The following is a 19,649-nucleotide window of genomic DNA, read 5'->3' on the forward strand; positions in this document are numbered from 1 at the left end:
GATCTATTACTCTCTTTTGCAGGTAGATCATCATGGCCGCACCCGCTATCTCGATCCGTAACCTCGATCACCTTGGTTTGGTCGCCGCACTCTGCCAGGAACTGGGCATTGCCCGCATGATCGATGCCTTGCTCCCCAAAACCCCGCCTTTCAAGGTCTCACATGGTGAAGCCTTGGTCGCCATGATAGTGAACGGCCTCGGCTTTCACAGCAGCACCCTGCACATGTTCCCGCAATTCTTCGCTAACAAGCCGGTTGAGCGCCTGATTGGCCCCGGGATCTGTGCTGATGACCTCAATGATGATGTGCTCGGTCGCTGTCTCGATGCCCTCTTTGAGGCCGATGTCAGCGCCTTGTATCAGGTGATGGCGGCGCAAGTTGTCGAGCGGCTGGGGCTCAAAAGCACCGCAGTGCACCTCGATATTACCAGCTTCCACGTCGATGGCGCCTATGACTGTGCCGATGGGGATCTGGTCGGTAAGCTGCAACTGGTGCGTGGTTATAGTCGTGATCACCGGCCAGAGCTGAATCAAGTGATCCTTGAGCTCATCTGTGAAAATCAGGCCGGCCTACCTGTCTATATGCAGGCCCTGAGCGGCAATAGTAATGACACCAAAGCCTTTGCCCAGACCGTTCGTCGCCATTTGAGCAGTCTCAAGGCCGCGCAGGAGTGCCGTTATCTGGTCGGCGATGCCGCACTGTACTGCGCCGATACCTTGCAATTACTGGCGCAACAGCAGCAACTATTTGTGACCCGGGTGCCCGTCACTCTCAATGAGGCAAAGCAGGCCGTGGCAACCATAGGTGCACAACCGCTGACCGCTCTGGGCAATGGCTATCATGGCCGTTGGCAACACGCGAATTATGCCGGGGTCGCGCAACGTTGGTTGCTGGTGCGCAGCGAACAAGCCAGCCACCGCGAGCAGCAGACATTGGCCAAAAACCTGCTCAAAGACAGTACCCGCGAGCTCAAAGCCTTCGCCAAATTGTGTGCCCGACGCTTTGCTTGTGAGGCGGATGCCCAAGCTGAGTTGAGCTGTTTTACCGCCAGCTTGATGCTGCTGCAACTGGATGCCGAAGTGGTAGGTGAACCCGTTTATACAGGACGTGGCAGACCCAAGCGTGGCGAAGAGCCAATTGGCCATCAGTTTCAAATCACTGGGTTGGCGGCAACTAGCCTGGCTTGCGTTGAAGAGGCCCACAACCAGACCGGGGTGTTCATCCTGGCGACCAATGACCACAGCGATACGCTGACCATGGCCGAACTTTTGGCCACCTATAAAGCGCAGCAGAATGTCGAACGGGGCTTTCGTTTTCTCAAGAGCCCGGAGTTTTTAACCTCCTCACTGTACCTGAAAAAGCCGGAGCGGATTGAAGCGTTGCTCATGGTGATGACCTGTAGCCTGATGATTTACGCAGCGTTGGAGCACCGGATCCGGCAGGGATTAGTGGAGCAGAATCGCAGTGTGGCGGATATGAAAAAGAAACCGACCCAGCAGCCGACGGCCCGTTGGATCTTTTTGCGCTTTGGTGGCATCCATGAATATCGACTGGGAGAAGCTCCGCCACAAGTAACGGAGCTAACAGGAGACCAGCAGATCATTTTGGAGGTATTGGGTGAGCGCTATCGGCAAATTTATTCCTAAATCAGGTGCGGAATGTCGGATTAATTACCCTTCCTGATTTTCCCCGGCTGCCGGTTCGGTTCCGGCTGCGGGTTCAATCTCGATACGATCGACGCGCTGCAAGCCGCGGGGCAGCTTGGCACCGCGGCGGCCGCGCTCGCCGCGGTAGTAGTCAAGGTCAGATGGCTTGAGGGTGAGCTTGCGCTTGCCGGCAAACAGGGTGACGGACTGGCCTTGCGGGATGACGGCCGCCATCACCACAAACTCCTCCCGCGCCTTCACGCGAGCAGAGGGGATGCTGATGAGCTTGTTGCCCTTGCCCTTGCCGAGTACCGGCAGGGTATTGAGCGGGAACAGCAGCATGCGCCCCTCGTTGGAGATGGCCATGCAGAGATCCGTGTCCGGCGCGCCTATCCTCTGGGGCGCCATGACGATGCCCCCTTCCGGCACGGTCAGCAGCGCCTTGCCGTTCTTGTTCTTACCGATCAGGTCGTCATATTTGCAGACGAAGCCGTAACCGGCGTCAGAACAGATGAGATACGGCTCGCCCTCGTTACCCATCACCAGATGGCGCACCTCTTCCCCGGCCCCCAGCGCGAAGCGGCCGGTGAGCGGCTCGCCCTGACTGCGGGCAGAGGGCAGAGTATGGGCCTCCAGCGAGTAGGTACGTCCCAGGGTGGAGAGGAACACCGCCTGCTGGTTGCTGCGGCCATGGGCGTGGGCGAGATAGCCATCTCCCGCCTTGTAGGAGAGGCCCTCCACGTCCACGTCGTGGCCCTTGGCGGCGCGCACCCACCCCTTGTCGGAGAGGATCACGGTCACCGGCTCGCTCGGGGTGAGCTCCTTCTCGGTCAGGGCCACGGCGGTGGCGCGCTCCACCAGCGGGGTGCGGCGATCGTCGCCGTACTTCTCGGCATCCGCCAGGATCTCTTTCTTGAGCAATGTGCTGAGACGGCGCTCGGAACCCAGGATCAGTTCCAGCTTGTCGCGCTCTTCCGCCAGTTCATTCTGCTCGGCGCGCAGCTTGAACTCTTCGAGCTTGGCCAGGTGGCGCAGTTTGAGCTCGAGGATCGCCTCGGCCTGGGTCTCGCTGATGTTGAAACGCTCCATCATCACCCGACCCGGCTCTTCCTCGGTGCGGATGATCTCGATCACCTCGTCGATGTTGAGGTAGGCAATGAGCAAGCCTTCGAGGATGTGCAGGCGCGCCAGCACTTTGTCGAGGCGATACTGCAGGCGGCGGCGCACCGTCTCGCGGCGAAAACTCAGCCACTCGGTGAGGATGGTCTTGAGGTCTTTCACCTGGGGCCGGTTGTCCAGACCCAGGATGTTGAGGTTGACCCGGTAGTTCTTCTCCAAGTCCGTGGTAGCGAACAGGTGGGCCATCAGCCCTTCCACGTCCACCCGGTTGGAGCGCGGCACGATCACCAGACGGGTCGGGTTCTCGTGGTCCGATTCATCCCGCAGATCGGTCACCATGGGCAGCTTCTTGGCCACCATCTGGGCGGCAATCTGCTCCATGATCTTGGCGCCGGAGGCCTGATGAGGCAGCGCCGTGATGACGATGTCGCCATCTTCCTCGCACCACACCGCCCGCTGCTTGATGGAGCCCTTGCCGGTCTCGTAGATTTTGCGGATGTCATCGCGGGGCGTGATGATCTCGGCGTTGGTCGGGTAGTCCGGCCCCTGCACATGTGCCATCAGGGCATCCAGGCCGGCATTGGGGTTGTCCAAAAGCTCCACGCAGGCGTGGGCCACTTCCCGCGCGTTGTGGGGCGGGATGTCGGTCGCCATCCCCACCGCGATGCCGGTCACCCCGTTGAGCAGGATGTGCGGCAAGCGGGCGGGCAGCACCACGGGCTCTTTCATGGTGCCGTCGAAGTTCGGCGTCCACTCCACCGTGCCCTGGCCGAGCTCGGAGAGCAGCAGTTCGGAGAAGCGCGACAGGCGCGCCTCGGTATAACGCATGGCGGCGAAGGATTTGGGATCGTCCGGCGCACCCCAGTTGCCCTGGCCGTCCACCAGCGGGTAGCGGTAGGAGAAGGGCTGGGCCATCAGCACCATGGCTTCGTAACAGGCGCTGTCGCCGTGGGGGTGATATTTACCCAGCACGTCACCCACGGTACGGGCTGACTTCTTGTGCTTGGACAGCGCCGACAGACCCAGCTCGCTCATGGCGTAGATGATGCGCCGCTGCACGGGCTTGAGGCCGTCGCCGATATGCGGCAGGGCCCGATCCATGATGACGTACATGGAGTAGTTCAAGTAAGCCTGTTCGGTAAAGGTGCGCATTGGCTGGCGCTCGACCCCGTCCAGACTGAGCTCGATAGCATCACTCATAAGGTTGTTCTCTTGCTATGGCACGCCCTCAGAGGGCACGCCGGAAATGCGGGTCGGCAGGGGGCCGACGGTGAATCACAAGACCCCCTCCCAACCTCCCCCTCCATGAGGGGGAGGAGAGGCTTGGCCCCCTCCCCTTGCGAAGGGGAGGGCCGGGGTACTTGCGACTCGCTTTAGATGATGGCGAGGTTGCCCTTCTCTTCCAGCCATTCGCGGCGATCACCGGCGCGCTTCTTGGCCAGCAGCATGTCCATCAGTTGCAGGGTCTCGTCCCCATCTTCCCCTTCTGCCCCCCCTTCCGCGCCCATGGTGAGCTGCACCAGGCGGCGGGTGTTGGGATCCATGGTGGTTTCCCGCAGCTGTTTCGGGTTCATCTCACCCAGCCCCTTGAATCGGGTCACCATCACCTTGCCCTTCTTCTTCTCGGCCTCGACCCGTTGCAGCACTCCGTTCTTCTCGTCCTCGTCGAGGGCGTAGAAGACCTCCTTGCCGATGTCGATACGATAGAGGGGCGGCATGGCCACATAGACATGGCCCTTTTCCACCAGCGTGCGGAAGTGCTTCACAAAGAGGGCGCAGAGCAGGGTGGCGATGTGCAGACCGTCCGAGTCCGCATCCGCGAGGATGCACACCTTGCCGTAGCGCAGGCCACTGAGGTCGTCGGAATCGGGATCGAGCCCGATCGCCACCGAGATGTCGTGTACTTCTTGCGAGGCGAGCACCTGACCGGCCTCCACCTCCCAGGTGTTCAGGATCTTGCCGCGCAGCGGCATGATGGCCTGAAACTCGCGATCCCGCGCCTGCTTGGCACTGCCGCCCGCGGAGTCACCCTCCACCAGGAAGAGCTCCCCCTGCATGGGATCGGCGCAGCCGCAGTCGGTGAGCTTGCCGGGCAGGGCCGGGCCCTGGGTTATCTTCTTGCGCACCACCGTCTTGGCGGCGCGCATCCGGCGCTGGGCGCTGGAGATGCAGAGCTCCGCCAGCTGTTCGGCCAGCTCGGTGTTGCTGTTCAAGTAAAGGCTGAAGGCATCCTTCACCACGCCCGACACGAAGGCCGAGCTCTGGCGGGACGACAGACGCTCCTTGGTCTGGCCGGCAAACTGCGGGTCCTGCATCTTGATGGAGAGGATGTAGGCGCAGCGATCCCAGATGTCTTCCGGGGTGAGCTTGACCCCGCGGGGCAAGAGGTTGCGGAACTCGCAGAACTCGCGCATGGCGTCGAGCAACCCCTGGCGCAGGCCGTTGACATGGGTGCCACCGAGCGCGGTGGGAATGAGGTTCACATAGGATTCGGCGAGGCATTCGCCCCCTTCCGGCAACCAGCACAGAGCCCAGTCCACCGCCGACTGCTCGGAGCTGAAAGAGCCGACGAAGGGCTGCTCCGGCAGGCAGGTGAACTGCTTGACCGCATCGATGAGGTAATCCTTGAGGCCGTCTTCGTAGCACCACTCCAGCTTGATGCCGGTGTTCTTGTCGAGGAACTTGATGGTGAGGCCCGGGCAGAGCACGGCCTTGGCTTTGAGCAGGTGCTCGAGCTTGGAGACCGAGAAGCGCGGCGAATCGAAGTAGCGCGCCTCTGGCCAGAAGCGCACCCGGGTGCCGGTGTTGCGGCGTCCGCAGGTGCCGGTGATGGTCAGATCAGACACCTTGTCGCCCCGCTCGAAGGCGATGTCGTAGACCTGGCCGTCCCGGCGCACCGTCACCTCGACCCGATCGGAGAGGGCGTTCACCACGGAGATCCCCACCCCGTGCAAGCCACCGGAGAACTGATAGTTCTTGTTGGAGAACTTGCCCCCCGCGTGCAGCTTGCAGAGGATCAGCTCCACGCCGGAGACCCCTTCCTCCGGGTGGATGTCCACCGGCATGCCGCGACCGTCGTCGATCACCTCGAGGGACTGATCCTCGTGCAGGATCACCTCCAGATTGCGGGCGTGACCCGCCAGCGCCTCGTCGACGCTGTTGTCGATGACCTCCTGGCCGAGGTGATTGGGCCGGGTGGTGTCGGTGTACATGCCGGGGCGGCGACGCACCGGTTCAAGGCCATTGAGGACCTCAATGGCATCCGCATTGTATTGAGTGGACATGGAGGGCCTTGCGAATTGACGTTTGGGGGGAATCTTACTCGCTGGGAGGGCCCGGGACAAATGGGGCGCTCGCAAAGGGTGATCCAGAGGGGCTCCGGCCTCCCCGCCCGGGATCAGGCGGGTTCCCCGGGCAGGGCCTGCACAAGCTGGGAGAGGGAGCAGTGGAGTCGCCACACCAGCCCCGCCAGAGCCCGGGCCGCCGGATCTGCATGTTCCCCCAGCCCCAGGCTGATGCGGTCCAGCTCCGCCAGGGTGCGCCCCAGGGTCTCGTGCTGCACGCCCCCTTCGGTCAGAATCCCTTTCAGGCAGCGCAGACAGCCGTCACGCACCAGATAGAGGGCCGGATCCCGGCTGCGCCAGAGCCTGAGCTGCCAGACGATATGGCTGCAATTGAGCAGCACCACGCCCCAGCGCAGCACCCAGAGCCGGGCCCCCTGATCCTGACTCTGGCTGAGCTGGCTCACCGCGTGATAGACCCGGGACTCAAACTCCCCCTCGCTCTGCTGCGGGGCCGGGGCCAGCTGGTCCACGAAATCCCGCCGCAGACGATGCATCAGGCGGCGGCTCTTGCACCGATCCGAGCTGGGCCTCAGGAGCTGGAACGCCAGCCCTGCACTCATCACTCCCAGTGCCTGCGCTAGGCTGCTGTTGACGAAGGCGAGGTAGTCGTAGCTCGGCGGATTGGTGATGGCGAGGAAGGAGCCGAGCAGCACGATGAGCTGGCCCCAGAGCGCCGCCCCCTGGGGTCGCTGCAATTTCAGCAGTTGCAGGGTGATGAGGGCGGGGAACAGCAGGGCGCAGAAGATCCAGAAGTCGTCGATGCGGATCATCAGCCCGAACTTGACCCCGAAGCAGATAAAGCTGAGCAGCACGATGGCCTTGAGCATGGTCTGGGCCCCCTTGGCCGGGGCCGGGGTGGCGGAATAGAGCACGCAGCAGATGGCGAGCAGGGTCAGGGCCGCAGCGCCCGCATCCCACTGGCTGTGGATCCAGAAGGTGCAGCCCAGCATCACGCAGAGGAAGGTACGCCCCCCGTTGTAGGCCGCCTCCAGGCCGTCGGTGTGACTGGTCAGAGAGCTGTGGCGCGGCGGCGCCGGCCACTCCTGGCCATCGTGGCGGGCCAGCCTTTCCAGCCAGCGCTGACACTCCAGGTAGCTCCAGCAGAAGTGGCGCAGCCGCAGCCAGAAGGCCTGACAGCGATAATCGTCCCCCGAACGGGCCACGAAGGGCGCCATCAGGCGGGCGATGCGCAGCTTGTCGCAGCCCCCCTGTCCCAGCTCCCGCAGCACGGCGGCCAGCATGGGGGCCGGGTCGACTGCGTCCTCTGGCCAGTGTTGCAGCATGCGGCGCAGCCCCGAGATGAGGCTGACCATCCTCAGCTGGCGATGGAGCAGATAGTTCAGCAACTGGTTGTGGCGGCGCAGGCGGTGGTGGCTCCAGACGGCCTGGATGCGCAGCACGTTCAGGGTGAGGATCTGACCGATCACCCCCTCGTGGGCGGTGCGCACATCGGCGCCCGTCTCCCCGAGCCAGAGCAGCTGGGCATGTTCCAGCAGCCGGGTCTGGCTCTTGCCAAGGGAGTCCAGCAGGGTCTCGCCATCGGAGAAACTCGGCAGGATCATCATCATCAGGCCGCCGCAGAGGATGCCGACGATCACCTCGCTCACCCGGGCCTGGGCGATGTCGAAGATATGCTGCGGGTCGGTCAGGTTGACGCAGGAGAAGGCGATGATGGCGGCGGTATAGCCCGCCAGGGCGAAACCGTAGGAGACGTTGTTCTGATGGTGGTTGGAGATGTAGGTGCAACCCCCCAGCCAGAGGGCGATAAGCAGGCTGAAGAGCCAGGGATCACCGATGCCAAGGCCGGTGATCATCACCGCCGCCATGGCGCCGATGAGGCTGCCCACCACCCGCCCCAGGCTCTTGCTGATGACGCCCCCCACGGTGGGAAAGCTCACCACGGCGGCGGAGGTCATGGCCCAGTAGGGAGAGTCGAGTTGCAGCACGAACGCCAGCCAGAGCGACAGGCACATGGCCAGGGCATTGCGCAGGGCGTAGCGCCACTGGCCGCCGTTGGCCTTGCCCCAGGGGGTCTGGCGCCAGAGCGAGAGGATCACTCTAGTCCCCTATGGTGATGGTACAGGTCGTGCCCGCGATCAAGACCAGATCCGGGGGAATCGCCAGCAGCCTGATCCGCACCGGCACCCGCTGGGCCAGGCGCACCCAGGGCACGTTCGGCTTGACGTCGAGCAGCAGCCCCTCGCTGCCTTCCAGGCTCTGATCGTGAATGGCGCGCCCTATGCTTTCCACCTCCCCCCTGAGTACCCGATCCCCACTGTAGAGCACCACCTCGGCCGGTTTGCCGGGGGCGATGTGCCTGAGCTTGGTCTCTTCGAAATAGCCCTGCACATAGAAGGAGTGGGTGTCTATCAGAGCCACCAGGGGCACCCCGGCGGTGGCGTAGTTGCCGACCCTGACCTGCAGATTGGTGATGTAGCCGTCGCTCGCGGCGTGGACCTCGGTCCGGGCAAGGGACCATCTGGCCTGCTCCAGATTGGCTTGGACCACCTCATAGGCCGCCTTCATCGCCTGGGCATTGAGCCTGGACTCATCCACCGCCTCGGCGGAGATGACGGTGCGGGAGAGGCTCTGGCGACGGTTCGCCTCGTGCTCCGCCTTGTCGAGATCCGACCTGGCCTTGGCCAGGGCCGCGCTGGCGTTGTCCAGCGCGATGCGATAGGGCTCGGGATCCAGGGTGAAGAGCAGGTCCCCCGCCTTCACCAGCTGGTTGTCCTTGACCCCTATCCTGACGATCTTGCCCGACACCTGGGGCGTGATGCTGACCAGCTCGGCCCGCACCTTGCCATCCCGGGTCCAGGGGCCCTGCATGTAGTCGTTCCACAGCCACCAGAGCGACACCAGCGCCAGGGCAAAGACCAGCAGGGTGGAGAAGTATTTGAGGGTCGCAAGGGGTGATTTAGCCATGTAGCAATATCCATAGGGCGCCGCTGACGGCGAGGATGAAGAGGGAGAGATCCATCAGCAGGGGGTGCCAGACCTCGCCGCCGTAGAGCCAGTCCCGCAGCAGATGGTGCAGCGGCAGCCAGCCCAGCAGGCCGAGCAGCACGGCCTTGAACAGGGGCGGAAAGTAGAGCGAGGCCCCGAGGATCAGATCCGGCAGCGCTGAAGCAGTCGTCACGGGTGTGCCCCCTGTTGGCAGAGATGGAATGAAGAGAAAGGCCGGGGTCCGCCGGGAGACGGACAGGGCAAGGTTAACACAGCCATTGCGGGGGCTACACAGGCAGATGACCCCCTGAGGCGTCGTCACGGGAGTGGCGCGGCAACACCTCGCCCGTCCTCCCTGCCACCCGTCGGGCAGTCACCTCGCGTTCAATCGGCTACGGTATCTGCCGGGTGATGCACCCCGTCGCGGGTCGGCACCTCTCCCAGATCGAACGGGTTGACCCCCTCCAGACAGGCGAGGTTGTAGCCATATTCCGCCGGATTGGATCGGCGCTGGTGATGGGTGTAGATGCCGCAGACGCTGCAAAAGTAGTGTTTCGCGGTGCGGGTGTTGAACTGGTAGCAACGAAGCGCCGCCTCCCCTTGCAGGATGCGGATGCCGGAGAGCGGCACCGAGGCGACGATGGCGCCACGACGTCGGCAGAGGGAGCAGTCGCAGCGGCGCGGATCCACCACGCCATCCGGCAGGGTCAGCTCCAGCACCACGGCGCCGCAGTGGCAGCTCGCCTTGTGTTTCTCTTGAATGGGGGTATTGCCGATACGCTTGATCATGCTGCCTCCTTGCCGCAGTGTCAGGCTGCGAACCGGTTAATCGAACAGGGTATCCCCCCGCCCCTGCGACAGATGGTCATGCAGGGTGCGCAACTGGGACGCAACCACCCGGTGGCGGGAGAGTTCGGGCAAGGCGTCGATGGGGAAGTACCCCGCCCCTTTGGTTTCATCGGTGTCGGTAAGCAGAGCGCCCCCCGTCACCTCGCACAGGAAGAAGGCCTTGTGGGCGTGGGGTAGCTGCGGGGGATGGGGATGCTTGAGCTTGTCGAACAGGGCCAGCAGCTGCACCGCCCGACAGGCGAGGCCGGTCTCCTCGCTCACTTCCCGCACCACGGCGTCCGCAGGCGAATCGCCGATGTCGCACCAGCCCCCCGGCAGGGTCCAGCGCCCGTCACTGCGCTCCTGCACCAGCAGGACATGGCCCGCGTCGTTCTGAATGAAGGCCCGCACATCGAGCTTGGGGGTGGGATAGCCGCTGTCGAGGGCAATCCAGTCGCCGATGGCATCGGGAGCCAGCTCGCTCTGGCTGGCGATGAGCGTCACCGTGGCCGCTCGCAGCGCCTCGAAGCGGGCGATGTCGAAGGGATCGCGGGAATAGGTGAGCCCCGCCTGGGCCGTGGCCAGCACCTGTTCGAGGAAGGCGGCCAACGGCGGCTGCACGGCTAGAGCCCGAGGAAACGGACGATCTGGGCGGGGTAGCGCTCGAAGCCTGTGAAGGCGTGATCGCCGCCGTACTCCAGGGAGAGACGGGCAAAGCGGTATTCGTCCAGCGCCTTGCGATAGTCGAGCACCTCGTCCTCCTGCTGTTGCAGCACCCAGAGCCGCTCGGGGGCAGTCACCGGCACCGCCAGCGCTCTCAGCTCGTCCATGTGTCCGGGCAACAGTTCATAGCGTTCGCCGCTGTAGGGGTTGGTCTGGGGGCCGAGGTAGTCGCAGAGCAGCTCGTGGGGGCGCACCGCCGGGTTGATGAGGGCGGCGCGGCAACCGTACATCTCGCTCACTCTCGTGGCCATGAAGCCACCGAGGGAGCTGCCCACGGCGCCCAGTCGTAGGGCGCTGCCGTGGCGGGCCTTCAGGTCGGCGATGGCCTGCTCGATGGCAGCCCAGGCGGCCGCCGGGGTGTTGGGCTGGGGCGGGATCACCACCTCGATATCGGGCCTGTTCTCGGCCACCCAGGCCGCCATCTGCTGCGCCTTGGCAGAGCCGGGGGATGAATTGAAACCGTGCAGATAGAGCAGGACGGGCTTCATGGCAACCCCTCAGTAACCGGTGGCATTGGGATCGGGCACGAACTGCCCCAGCGGCAGGCGCCACACCTGGCTCGCCACCCGGCCATCCGGGTGCAGGGTGAGATAGCGCCAGCCCGGGCCGGATTCGTCCAGTGCGAAACCGTCGGAGAGCGGCTTGAACTGGATGCAGGTAGAGGGGCTGGCGATGAGCCGCACTCCGTGGTGCACCTCGTCAAACTCCTGATGGACGTGGCCGAACAGTATGGTCTTCTGCTGCGGGTGGCGGGCCAGCACGGCGAACAGGTCGTCGGCATTCTTGAGGTTGTGCTGATCCAGCCAGGCGCAGCCCACCGGCACCGCCTGATGGTGCAGGGCGATGAGGGCATGGCGCTCGGGATGCTGGCGCAGGGCCTGATCCAGGGCCGCCAGCTGGTGATCCCCCAGCACCCCGTGGGGTTTGCCGCGCACCTGGGTATCCAGCAGGATCACCTGCCAGTGCTCGCCTACCAGTTGCTTGGCCTCGCTGATGCCGGCCGCATGGAGGTATTCGGTCATCAGGGGGCCGTCGTCGTGGTTGCCGGGCAACCAGTAGATGGGGCGAGCCAGGGGCGCCATCATGGAGGCGAAGCGCTGGTAGGACTCCGGGCTGTGATCCTGGGAAAGATCCCCGGTGGCGAGGATGAGATCGAACGGGTGCTCGTTGGCCTGCACCCGCTCCAGCACGGCGGCCAGACTCTGCGCCGTGGGCACGGCTAGCAGCCGCCCCTCGGCACTGGCGAAGAGATGGGTATCGGTAATCTGTAACAGGCGCACACTGCCGTCCGGCGCCTGAGGTAGCTCTGTTTCCAAAATCACGCTTCTTTTTTATGGGTTCGACTAGAGGATGTTAATCAGGCTGGTGCCGTGTTTGAGACAAAATCTCAACCAATCGGCCAAGAATAGATTTACCTGCTCCTTTTCATCCCTGTGATGCATTTTTTGATTGGGATAATCATAACGTGGTTGCAACATTGAAATCTGTTGCGCCGCACACACTTCCGCCATTCGCACATCATGATACAAACGAATCTCTATCCGGGCTTGCAAGTAGCTCGGCAATTCGGGGTTGTGCTGGGCCAGGATCACCTGGCTGGTGAAGCGGCTCTCCTCGGTCACCGTGAGCTGGAACTGCAGGCCGTTGCCGACCTGATAGCGGCGCTCGGCACCCACGCTGCCGCCGGGCGGCAACAGTTTCATCAGCGCCATGTAATTGACCTCGCAAGTACGCTGCAAGGACATCAAATCAGGCACATAGCGCTTCATCGGGCTCTGGACTAATGACATGTCGCGGCTCCCTCAATCAGGGTCCATGAAGGGTGGACCCACTGCACAGTGTTCCAGTCGGACACAGGGCACCTGACCCGGGTCTGAACGAGCGTCACCTCAGCGCCCCGCCAGCCAGCGTGCCCGCAGCTCGCCGTGGTTCAGAGCCAGCCACTGCAGGGCGATGACGGAGGCGGCATTGTCGATGCGCCCCTCTTTGAGCCAGGCATAGGCCTGCTCGCGGCTCACCACGTGGACCCGGATGTCTTCCCCCTCTTCAGCCAGACCGTGGATCCCCTTGGCCTGACTGGCATCCACCTCGCCCACGAACACCTCGATGCGCTCGGTGCTGCCACCCGGGCTCACCAGATAGCTGATGGCGTGTTCGCAGCGTCCCACCTCGATCCCTGCCTCTTCTACCGCTTCGCGCCGCACCACTGCCTCGGCGGTCTCCCCTTCATCGATGATGCCGGCCACCAGCTCCAGCAGCCAGGGGGTGGAGCTGGTCTCCATGGCGCCGATGCGAAACTGCTCCACCAGCACGATCTCGTCCCGCACCGGATCATAAGGCAGCAGGGCGGCGGCATGGCCACGTTCGAACAGTTCCCGGACGATGGGGGCGTTCCAGCCACCGGCAAACAGCCTGTGTTGCAGGCGGTAGACATTCACCTTGAAGAAGCCATTATATCCAGCTGATTTTTCAATGATTTTCACATCATCGCTAGAGTAGTGGCAGGTTTGAGGCAAGGCTTGCTGTGACATTCGAGACTCCTGCCAGCTTGACTTGGCTTGGTTTGACCATAATATTCGGGGGCATGAATGAACATTCATTCACTCGCTCTCGCCGACGATGAGGGAAGGATTTTAGCAGCCACAGGGCATTTGGCTAGGCGCGTTGCCGAGAAAACTCGCCCCGGACCTTGACGTTTCCGCAGCTGGAAAAGAGACAGTTCGCAATGAAATCTGCTTATAGTAGAGTGGTTAAGCTGAAATCAAGCTTGGTCGGTGACAATCCCCCCTTCATCCAGCGGACAGCTTTGGGTTGATACAAAAGGTTAAAACTATCATATGAAAAGAACACTCTTGTCAGTCATGGTGATGCTGGGTGTGAGCGGCGCCGCTCATGCCGAAAACCTGCTCGATATTTACCAACAGGCCCAGATCAAGGACACCCAGCTGCTGGAATCCAAGGCCAAGCGGGACCTGGCCTTCGAGAAGATCAACGAATCCCGTGCAGCCCTGCTGCCCCAGATCAACCTGGGCGCCGGCCTGAACTACCTGCAAAACAAGAACGACACCATGACCAACACGGGCGCTACCGGCTCCGTGACCCTGGATCAATCCATCTACCGTCGCAGCAACTGGGTCAACCTGGATCTGACCGAGAAGAGCGCCACCCAGTCCGACGTGGCCTACAACCTCGAGTACCAGAACCTGATGCTGCGTACCGCCCAGGCCTACTTCGACGTGCTCAAGGCCATGGATACCCTGGAATTCGTGCGTGCCAACAAGACCGCGGTCGAGCGTCAGCTTGAACAGACCCAGCAGCGCTTCGAAGTGGGCCTGACCGCCATCACCGACGTGCACGAGGCCGAGGCCGAGCGCGATCAGGCGCTGGCGGACGAGATCAATGCCGAGAACACCCTGGACAACAGCTACGAGAGCCTGCGCGAGCTGACCGGTATCGACCACCGTCAACTGGACGTGCTCAACACCGATCGCTTCAGCCCGCAGAAGACCGCGTTCAACTCCGACAAGTGGCTGGAACTGGCCCTGGACAAGAACCTGGAGCTGCACAGCGCCCGCATCGGCAAGGACATCGCCAAGGAGCAGATCGATCTGGCCAAGACCGGTCATGAACCGACCCTGGATCTGGGCGCCGGCCTGAACGCCGGTTACAACGATTACAAGGACGAGATCCGCAACCCCGAGAGCAACAGCAATCAGGGCAACATCGGCCTGAACTTCAAGCTGCCCATCTACACCGGCGGGGCCACCACCTCCCAGGTCAAGCAGGCACAGTTCAACTACGTGGCCGCCAGCGAACAGCTCGAGCGCAGCTTCCGCTCGGTGCAGAGCACGGTCCGCTCCTCCTACAACAACGTGAACGCCAGCATCGGCTCGGTCCGCGCCTACAGCCAGTCCGTCATCTCCGCCGACAGCGCCCTGAAGGCGACCGAGGCCGGTTACGAGGTGGGCACCCGCACCATCGTCGACGTGCTGGACTCCACCCGCAAGCTGTATCAGGCCAAGCAGAAGCTCTCCGAGGCCCGCTACAACTACATCCTCAGCATCCTCTCCCTCAAGCAGGCCGCCGGCATCCTGGAGCAGAAGGATCTGGAAGAGGTGAACCAGGGTCTGATGCCCGCCGCCCAGGTTACCAAGAAGTCCTGAGCCAGACGCACACCATGAGAAAAGGCGACCCCGGGGTCGCCTTTTTCATCTCTGTTCGCCGCTGGAAGTGCGTTGGTCAGGGCCTGCCAGGCAGCGGCCATGTCACCGACCCGGCAGCCCCATCAAAAAACCCGGCCTTGGCCGGGTTTTACGCTTATCCGCGTTCGCGGATGGTCTTGATGATGTCGGTGGTGGAGCAGCCGTCCTCGAAGTTCAGCACTCGCACCTCGCCGCCATTGGCGGTCACCTCGGCATAACCGGCGATCTCTTCGGGCTTGTAGTCGCCCCCCTTGACCAGGAGGTCTGGCAGGATCTCGGCGATCAGACGCTGGGGAGTGTCTTCGCTGAAGGGGACCACCCAGTCCACGGCACCCAGGGCCGCCAGCACAGTCATACGGCGCTCGGTCGGGTTGACCGGGCGACCCGGCCCCTTGAGGCGACGCACGGACTCGTCGGTGTTCACCGCCACGATCAGGCGGTCCCCCAGCTTGCCCGCATTGGCCAGATAGGAGACATGACCCGCGTGCAGAATGTCGAAGCAGCCGTTGGTCATCACCACCTTCTCGCCGCGCAGACGGGCGGCCTGGACGGCCACCTTGAGCTGGGCCTCGGACATGACGCCAAAGCCGGTCTCCTGCTCGGTGTAGAGGGCGTTGGCCAGTTCCACCGGGCTCACGGTGGAGGTCCCCAGCTTGCCGACCACGATGCCGGCGGCGGTGTTGGCCAGGGCGCAGGCCTCATCCAGACTCTTGCCTGCGGCAAGGGAAGTCGCCAGGGTGGAGATGACGGTGTCACCGGCACCGGTGACGTCATAGACCTCGTGGGCCTGGGCCGGCAGGTGCAGCTCGGGCTGCCCTTCGCGGATCAGGGTCATGCCGTTCTCGGAACGGGTGACCAGCAGGGCATCCAGCTCGAAGCGCTTGACCAGCTCCAGCCCCCTGGCGACCAGGTCTTCTTCCCCCTTCACCTTGCCCACCACGGCCTCGAACTCGGACATGTTGGGGGTCAGCAGGGTGGCACCACGGTACTTCTCGAAATCGGTCCCCTTGGGGTCGACCAGCACGGGGATACCGGCGGCGCGGGCACGCCGGATCATGCCGGGCACGTCGTTGAGGGCGCCCTTTCCGTAGTCGGAGAGGATCATCACGTCCGCCTGGGGCAGCGCCTGCTCCACCTTGCCCATCAACAGGCTGGCATCCACGTCGTGGAAGGCCTCTTCGAAGTCGAGACGCAGCAGTTGCTGGTTGCGGGACAGCACCCGCAGCTTGGTGATGGTCGGATAGTCGGTCAGGCGCACGAAATCACAGGCCACCTTGACCCCGGCCATCTGGCTGGCGAGGGCATCGGCGGCTTCATCCTGACCGGTCAGGCCCAGCAGCACGGCCTGGGCGCCGAGGGCGGCGGAGTTGAGCGCCACGTTGGCGGCGCCACCCGGACGCTCCTCGATGTGTTCGACCTTGACCACGGGGACCGGCGCCTCGGGGGAGATCCGGCCGGTAGGGCCATGCCAGTAGCGATCCAACATGACATCGCCAACGACCAGGATGCGGGCTTTTTCAAACTCGGGCAGGGTGATTTTCATCTGTATCGGCTCTCAAAACCTGAAAAATTCAGCGGCCGATTTTATCACACTCTTTTCCGGGGCGTGAAAAAAGCACGGCCCTGCCCCCTGATGCCCCCTCTGACCAGATGACGGCGATTCGCGCCCGCCCCCGCTTTTCGGATAGAATCCTCCACATGCGAGTGACCGCATCCGCGCCGGGCCACCCCACACAGGCCCCCCGGTTCGGTCGGACTCCCCCCTTTGCCTTTGCGAACAAGAGACTCTTCATGGCCCAAGAACACGCTCCCCGCCTCGAACCCCGTCTGTTCCATCCCCGTTACTGGGGGAGCTGGCTGGGCCTCTCCCTGCTCTGGCTGCTGGTGTTGCTGCCCTGGCGCAGCCAGATGTGGCTGGGCCGCCAGCTCGGCACCCTGGCCCGCAAGCTGCTGAAATCCCGCGTCAAGATTGCCCGCCGCAACCTGGAGCTGGCGATGCCCGAGCTCAGCCGGGATGAGCGCGAAGCCCTCCTGGTGCAGAACTTCGAGAGCGTGGGCTGCGCCATCTTCGAGGTGGGCATGGCCTGGTTCTGGCCAGACTGGCGGATGCGCCGCCTGATGAAGGTGGAAGGGGAAGAGCACGTCATCAACGCCATGGAGAAGGGCCAGGGGATGCTGCTGCTCTCCTGCCACTTCCTGACGCTGGAGCTCAATGCCCGCTGCTTCGGCCTGGTGCGCCCAGGGGTCGGTGTCTATCGCCCCAACACCAATCCGGTGCTGGAGTACGCCCAGTACCACGGTCGCTGCGCCTCCAACAAATACCTAGTGGACCGGATGGACGTGAAGGGGATGATCAAGGCGCTGCGCAACGGCGACGCCCTCTGGTATGCACCGGATCACGACTACGGCAGCCATGCCAGCGTCTTCGTGCCCTACTTCGCGGTGGAGCAGGCCGCCACCATCACGGGTACCGCCACCCTGGCCCGGGTGAAGAACACCGTCACCCTGCCCTGCTACAACATCCGTACCCGGGAGGGCTACACCCTGCATATCGGGGCCCCGCTCGCGGACTACCCGAGCGGTGACGACATGGCGGATGCCAGCCGCGCCAACCGCGAGATTGAAGCCGCCGTGCGCAAGGCGCCGGAGCAGTACATGTGGCTGCACCGCCGCTTCAAGACCCGCCCCAATCCGGACGATCCCGGCTACTACTGATGCCCTCCCGCCCCGTCGACCGGGCAAGTCCAGACGACAGGACAGGATGGCACCGCGCCCCATGAAAAAGCCCTCGCACTGCGAGGGCTTTTTTGTTGGCTGCCAGCGTCTGCCTTACTGGCGGATCAGGCGGTAGATGGCGTAGCCGGGGTGCTTGGCGTCATCCATCGGCAGGGCGGACTGGTACGACAGATCCGCCCCCGCCAGGGCCTTGGCCTCGTCGGTCGGCGAGGAGTAGAGGCGCACGTCCACGTTGGCGGGCAGGGCCTTCATGTGCCAGTTGTTGTTGGCCGCCGGGCTGAAGCCGGCCGGGTTGTCCGCAGACTGGGCCTTCAGGTACTGGGCGATGATCTCCCGCGTCTCGAAGGGATCTTCATGGACGATGTTGCTGCCGTCGATGCCCGGGAAGTGGCCGCCGCCGCTGGCGCGGTAGTTGTTGGTCACCACGTAGAACTTCTGGGCCGGGTCCACGGGCTGGCCGTTGAAGGTGAGGCCGCTGATGCGCTGGCCGTCGCTCACCTTGACCCCGTCCTTGCTGTAGCGGGCCGGCTGGGTGATGTCCACCTCGTAGTTGACCCCGTCAATCACATCGAAGTTGTAGGTGGGGAAGCTCTCGTTCACCAGCCACTGCACCTCTGTCTTGCCGGTGTCGATCTGGTTGAACTGGCCGGCGCTCATCTCCAGCCACTCCTTGACGGTGGCCCCGTTCACCTCGACCACCTGCAGGGTGTTCGGATAGATGTAAAGGTCGGAGACGTTGCGCAGGGAGATGTCACCCTGGGCCACGTAGGTAAAGTCGTTGATGCCGTTGCGACCGCCACGGAAGGGGGCCGCCACCGAGAGGATCGGGTAGGACTCCTTGAGCAGGCCGTCTTGTTGCAACTGCTCCGCGTGGCGGCGCTGGGCATCGCTCACCAGCTGCACCGAGGGGTCGTCCTGCACCAGGGCGAAGAAGCTGTGGATGGGGGAGGTGATCTTGCCGAGCGGCTCGTCCAGCCACTGGTTGGTGGCGTCGTGATCCGACTGCACCAGGTCCACCACCCGCTGATCCACCGCACTGCCCTCGCTGGCGTCTATCTTGCGCAGGCTGGCCTGGCTCTGTTTCACCTGCCACTTGCCGTCCACCTGTTCCAGCTTGAGGTCGATGATGCCGAGGTGGTTGCCCCAGTAGCCGGGCATCACGGTGGGGATGCCGCTCAGGGTACCGGCCTTATTGTCCACCTCCGGCAGATCCGGGAAGTCACCCGGGAAGTTCTTGTGGGCGTGGCCCAGCATCAGGGCATCCACCCCCTTCACCTTGGCCAGATGCCAGGCGGAGTTCTCCATCATGGCCTCATAGCTGCTGGCATTGATGCCGGTGTGAGCCACCACCACCACGATGTCGGCGCCCTTGGCGCGCAGCTCGGGCACATAGTGATTGGCGGTCTCGACCATGTCGGCCACCACCACCTTGCCCTCCAGATGACGCTTGTCCCACTGCAGCACCTGGGGCGGGGTCAGACCCAGGATGCCCACCTTGACGCGCTGGCGCTGGCCCTTGTCATCGGTCACCTCGCGCTCCAGCAGCAGATAGGGGGTGAACTTGTTGCCGCTCCAGTCAATCTGTCCCTTGGCATCGCGCTTGAAGGCCCCCGCCTCGAACACGTTGGCATTCACATAGGGGAAGTCGGCTCCCGCCAGCACCTTGCCGAGGTAGTCCAGGCCGTAGTTGAACTCGTGGTTGCCCAGGTTGCCCGCGTCGTAGCCCAGCTCGTTCATCGCCTTGAACACCGGGTGCGCCTGCTTCTCGAGGTAGCCGGCACCGGACTGTTCGAAGATGTAGTCCGCCAGCGGCGTGCCCTGAATGAGGTCACCGTTGTCGAGCAGCAGGTTGTTGGGGTTCTCGGCGCGGGCGGCGCGGATCAGCAGGGCGGTGCGGGAGAGGCCGAACTTGCGATCCTCCTTGTTCTGGTAGTAGTCGTACCCCAGCACGTTGGAGTGGATGTCGGAGGTCTGGATCAGGCGCAGGGAGACGGTCCCCGGCTGCGCCTTGCTGTCATTCTCGTTGCTGCAGGCAGACAGCAGCACGATGGCGGCAATAGCCCCCAGCTTCATGGTGTTATTCACTGTTTTTTCCCTTTTATTAT

Annotated in this window: 16 protein-coding genes; 3 read left to right on the plus strand and 13 right to left on the minus strand. The window is 63.5% G+C overall.

The genetic code is table 11. The annotated features are described in order from the left end of the window. Positions 1–32 precede the first annotated feature (32 nt). Complete coding sequence (locus tag I6L36_RS10405) at positions 33–1,646, plus strand: IS1634-like element ISAs25 family transposase (protein ID WP_049636888.1); 1,614 nt, start codon at positions 33–35, stop codon at positions 1,644–1,646. Between the two features lie 24 nt (positions 1,647–1,670). Here I6L36_RS10405 and parC read toward each other — a convergent pair whose 3' ends face one another. The 11 genes from parC to nudF all read right to left on the minus strand — a co-directional run bounded on the left by parC (position 1,671) and on the right by nudF (position 13,137). Next, on the minus strand, positions 1,671–3,965 hold the full coding sequence (gene parC, locus I6L36_RS10410; protein ID WP_109113122.1) for a DNA topoisomerase IV subunit A: 2,295 nt from the start codon (positions 3,963–3,965) through the stop codon (positions 1,671–1,673). A 173-nt stretch (positions 3,966–4,138) separates the two neighbouring features. Then, a complete protein-coding gene (gene parE, locus I6L36_RS10415; protein ID WP_042015440.1) occupies positions 4,139–6,049 on the minus strand; it encodes a DNA topoisomerase IV subunit B in 1,911 nt (636 codons plus the stop codon). A gap of 113 nt (positions 6,050–6,162) precedes the next feature. Next, positions 6,163–8,166, minus strand: coding sequence for an FUSC family protein (locus I6L36_RS10420; RefSeq protein ID WP_216987123.1), 2,004 nt, complete (start codon positions 8,164–8,166; stop codon positions 6,163–6,165). A gap of 1 nt (position 8,167) precedes the next feature. Next, positions 8,168–9,034 carry an HlyD family secretion protein gene (locus I6L36_RS10425; RefSeq protein ID WP_109112514.1) on the minus strand — a complete coding sequence of 289 codons (867 nt, stop codon included), beginning with the start codon at positions 9,032–9,034 and terminating at the stop codon, positions 8,168–8,170. Beyond that, a complete protein-coding gene (locus I6L36_RS10430; RefSeq protein ID WP_039039819.1) occupies positions 9,027–9,269 on the minus strand; it encodes a DUF1656 domain-containing protein in 243 nt (80 codons plus the stop codon). Before I6L36_RS10430 ends, I6L36_RS10425 begins: the two co-directional genes overlap by 8 nt. 170 nt (positions 9,270–9,439) lie before the next feature. Then, entirely contained in the window at positions 9,440–9,844 is a 405-nt protein-coding gene (locus I6L36_RS10435; protein ID WP_103243792.1) for a GFA family protein, read from the minus strand. Positions 9,845–9,880: 36 nt separating this feature from the next. Then, a complete protein-coding gene (locus tag I6L36_RS10440) occupies positions 9,881–10,504 on the minus strand; it encodes an NUDIX hydrolase (RefSeq protein ID WP_109112515.1) in 624 nt (207 codons plus the stop codon). A 2-nt stretch (positions 10,505–10,506) separates the two neighbouring features. Beyond that, positions 10,507–11,094, minus strand: coding sequence for a YqiA/YcfP family alpha/beta fold hydrolase (locus I6L36_RS10445; RefSeq protein WP_109112516.1), 588 nt, complete (start codon positions 11,092–11,094; stop codon positions 10,507–10,509). 9 nt (positions 11,095–11,103) lie between these two features. Beyond that, positions 11,104–11,922 carry a 3',5'-cyclic-AMP phosphodiesterase gene (cpdA, locus tag I6L36_RS10450; protein WP_041214382.1) on the minus strand — a complete coding sequence of 273 codons (819 nt, stop codon included), beginning with the start codon at positions 11,920–11,922 and terminating at the stop codon, positions 11,104–11,106. 27 nt (positions 11,923–11,949) lie between these two features. Further along, the gene (locus I6L36_RS10455) at positions 11,950–12,396 is read right to left on the minus strand and encodes a DUF1249 domain-containing protein (RefSeq protein ID WP_039039758.1); all 447 of its coding nucleotides are present in this window, start codon (positions 12,394–12,396) and stop codon (positions 11,950–11,952) included. A 99-nt stretch (positions 12,397–12,495) separates the two neighbouring features. Continuing rightward, a complete protein-coding gene (nudF, locus tag I6L36_RS10460; RefSeq protein WP_162540584.1) occupies positions 12,496–13,137 on the minus strand; it encodes an ADP-ribose diphosphatase in 642 nt (213 codons plus the stop codon). Between the two features lie 306 nt (positions 13,138–13,443). On the opposite strand from nudF, the gene tolC reads away from it, so the two are divergent. Beyond that, complete coding sequence (tolC, locus tag I6L36_RS10465; RefSeq protein WP_109112518.1) at positions 13,444–14,769, plus strand: outer membrane channel protein TolC; 1,326 nt, start codon at positions 13,444–13,446, stop codon at positions 14,767–14,769. A gap of 154 nt (positions 14,770–14,923) precedes the next feature. Here tolC and hldE read toward each other — a convergent pair whose 3' ends face one another. Next, on the minus strand, positions 14,924–16,351 hold the full coding sequence (gene hldE / locus I6L36_RS10470; RefSeq protein ID WP_039039759.1) for a bifunctional D-glycero-beta-D-manno-heptose-7-phosphate kinase/D-glycero-beta-D-manno-heptose 1-phosphate adenylyltransferase HldE: 1,428 nt from the start codon (positions 16,349–16,351) through the stop codon (positions 14,924–14,926). A gap of 248 nt (positions 16,352–16,599) precedes the next feature. On the opposite strand from hldE, the gene lpxL reads away from it, so the two are divergent. Continuing rightward, a complete protein-coding gene (gene lpxL / locus I6L36_RS10475; RefSeq protein ID WP_010672769.1) occupies positions 16,600–17,523 on the plus strand; it encodes an LpxL/LpxP family Kdo(2)-lipid IV(A) lauroyl/palmitoleoyl acyltransferase in 924 nt (307 codons plus the stop codon). Between the two features lie 114 nt (positions 17,524–17,637). Here the strand turns inward: lpxL and I6L36_RS10480 are convergent, their stop codons facing one another. Continuing rightward, positions 17,638–19,617, minus strand: coding sequence for a bifunctional 2',3'-cyclic-nucleotide 2'-phosphodiesterase/3'-nucleotidase (locus tag I6L36_RS10480; RefSeq protein WP_162540585.1), 1,980 nt, complete (start codon positions 19,615–19,617; stop codon positions 17,638–17,640). Between the last annotated feature and the right edge of the window lie 32 nt (positions 19,618–19,649).

The sequence above is a fragment of the Aeromonas sp. FDAARGOS 1406 genome, assembly GCF_019048565.1.
GTDB lineage: Bacteria > Pseudomonadota > Gammaproteobacteria > Enterobacterales > Aeromonadaceae > Aeromonas > Aeromonas caviae.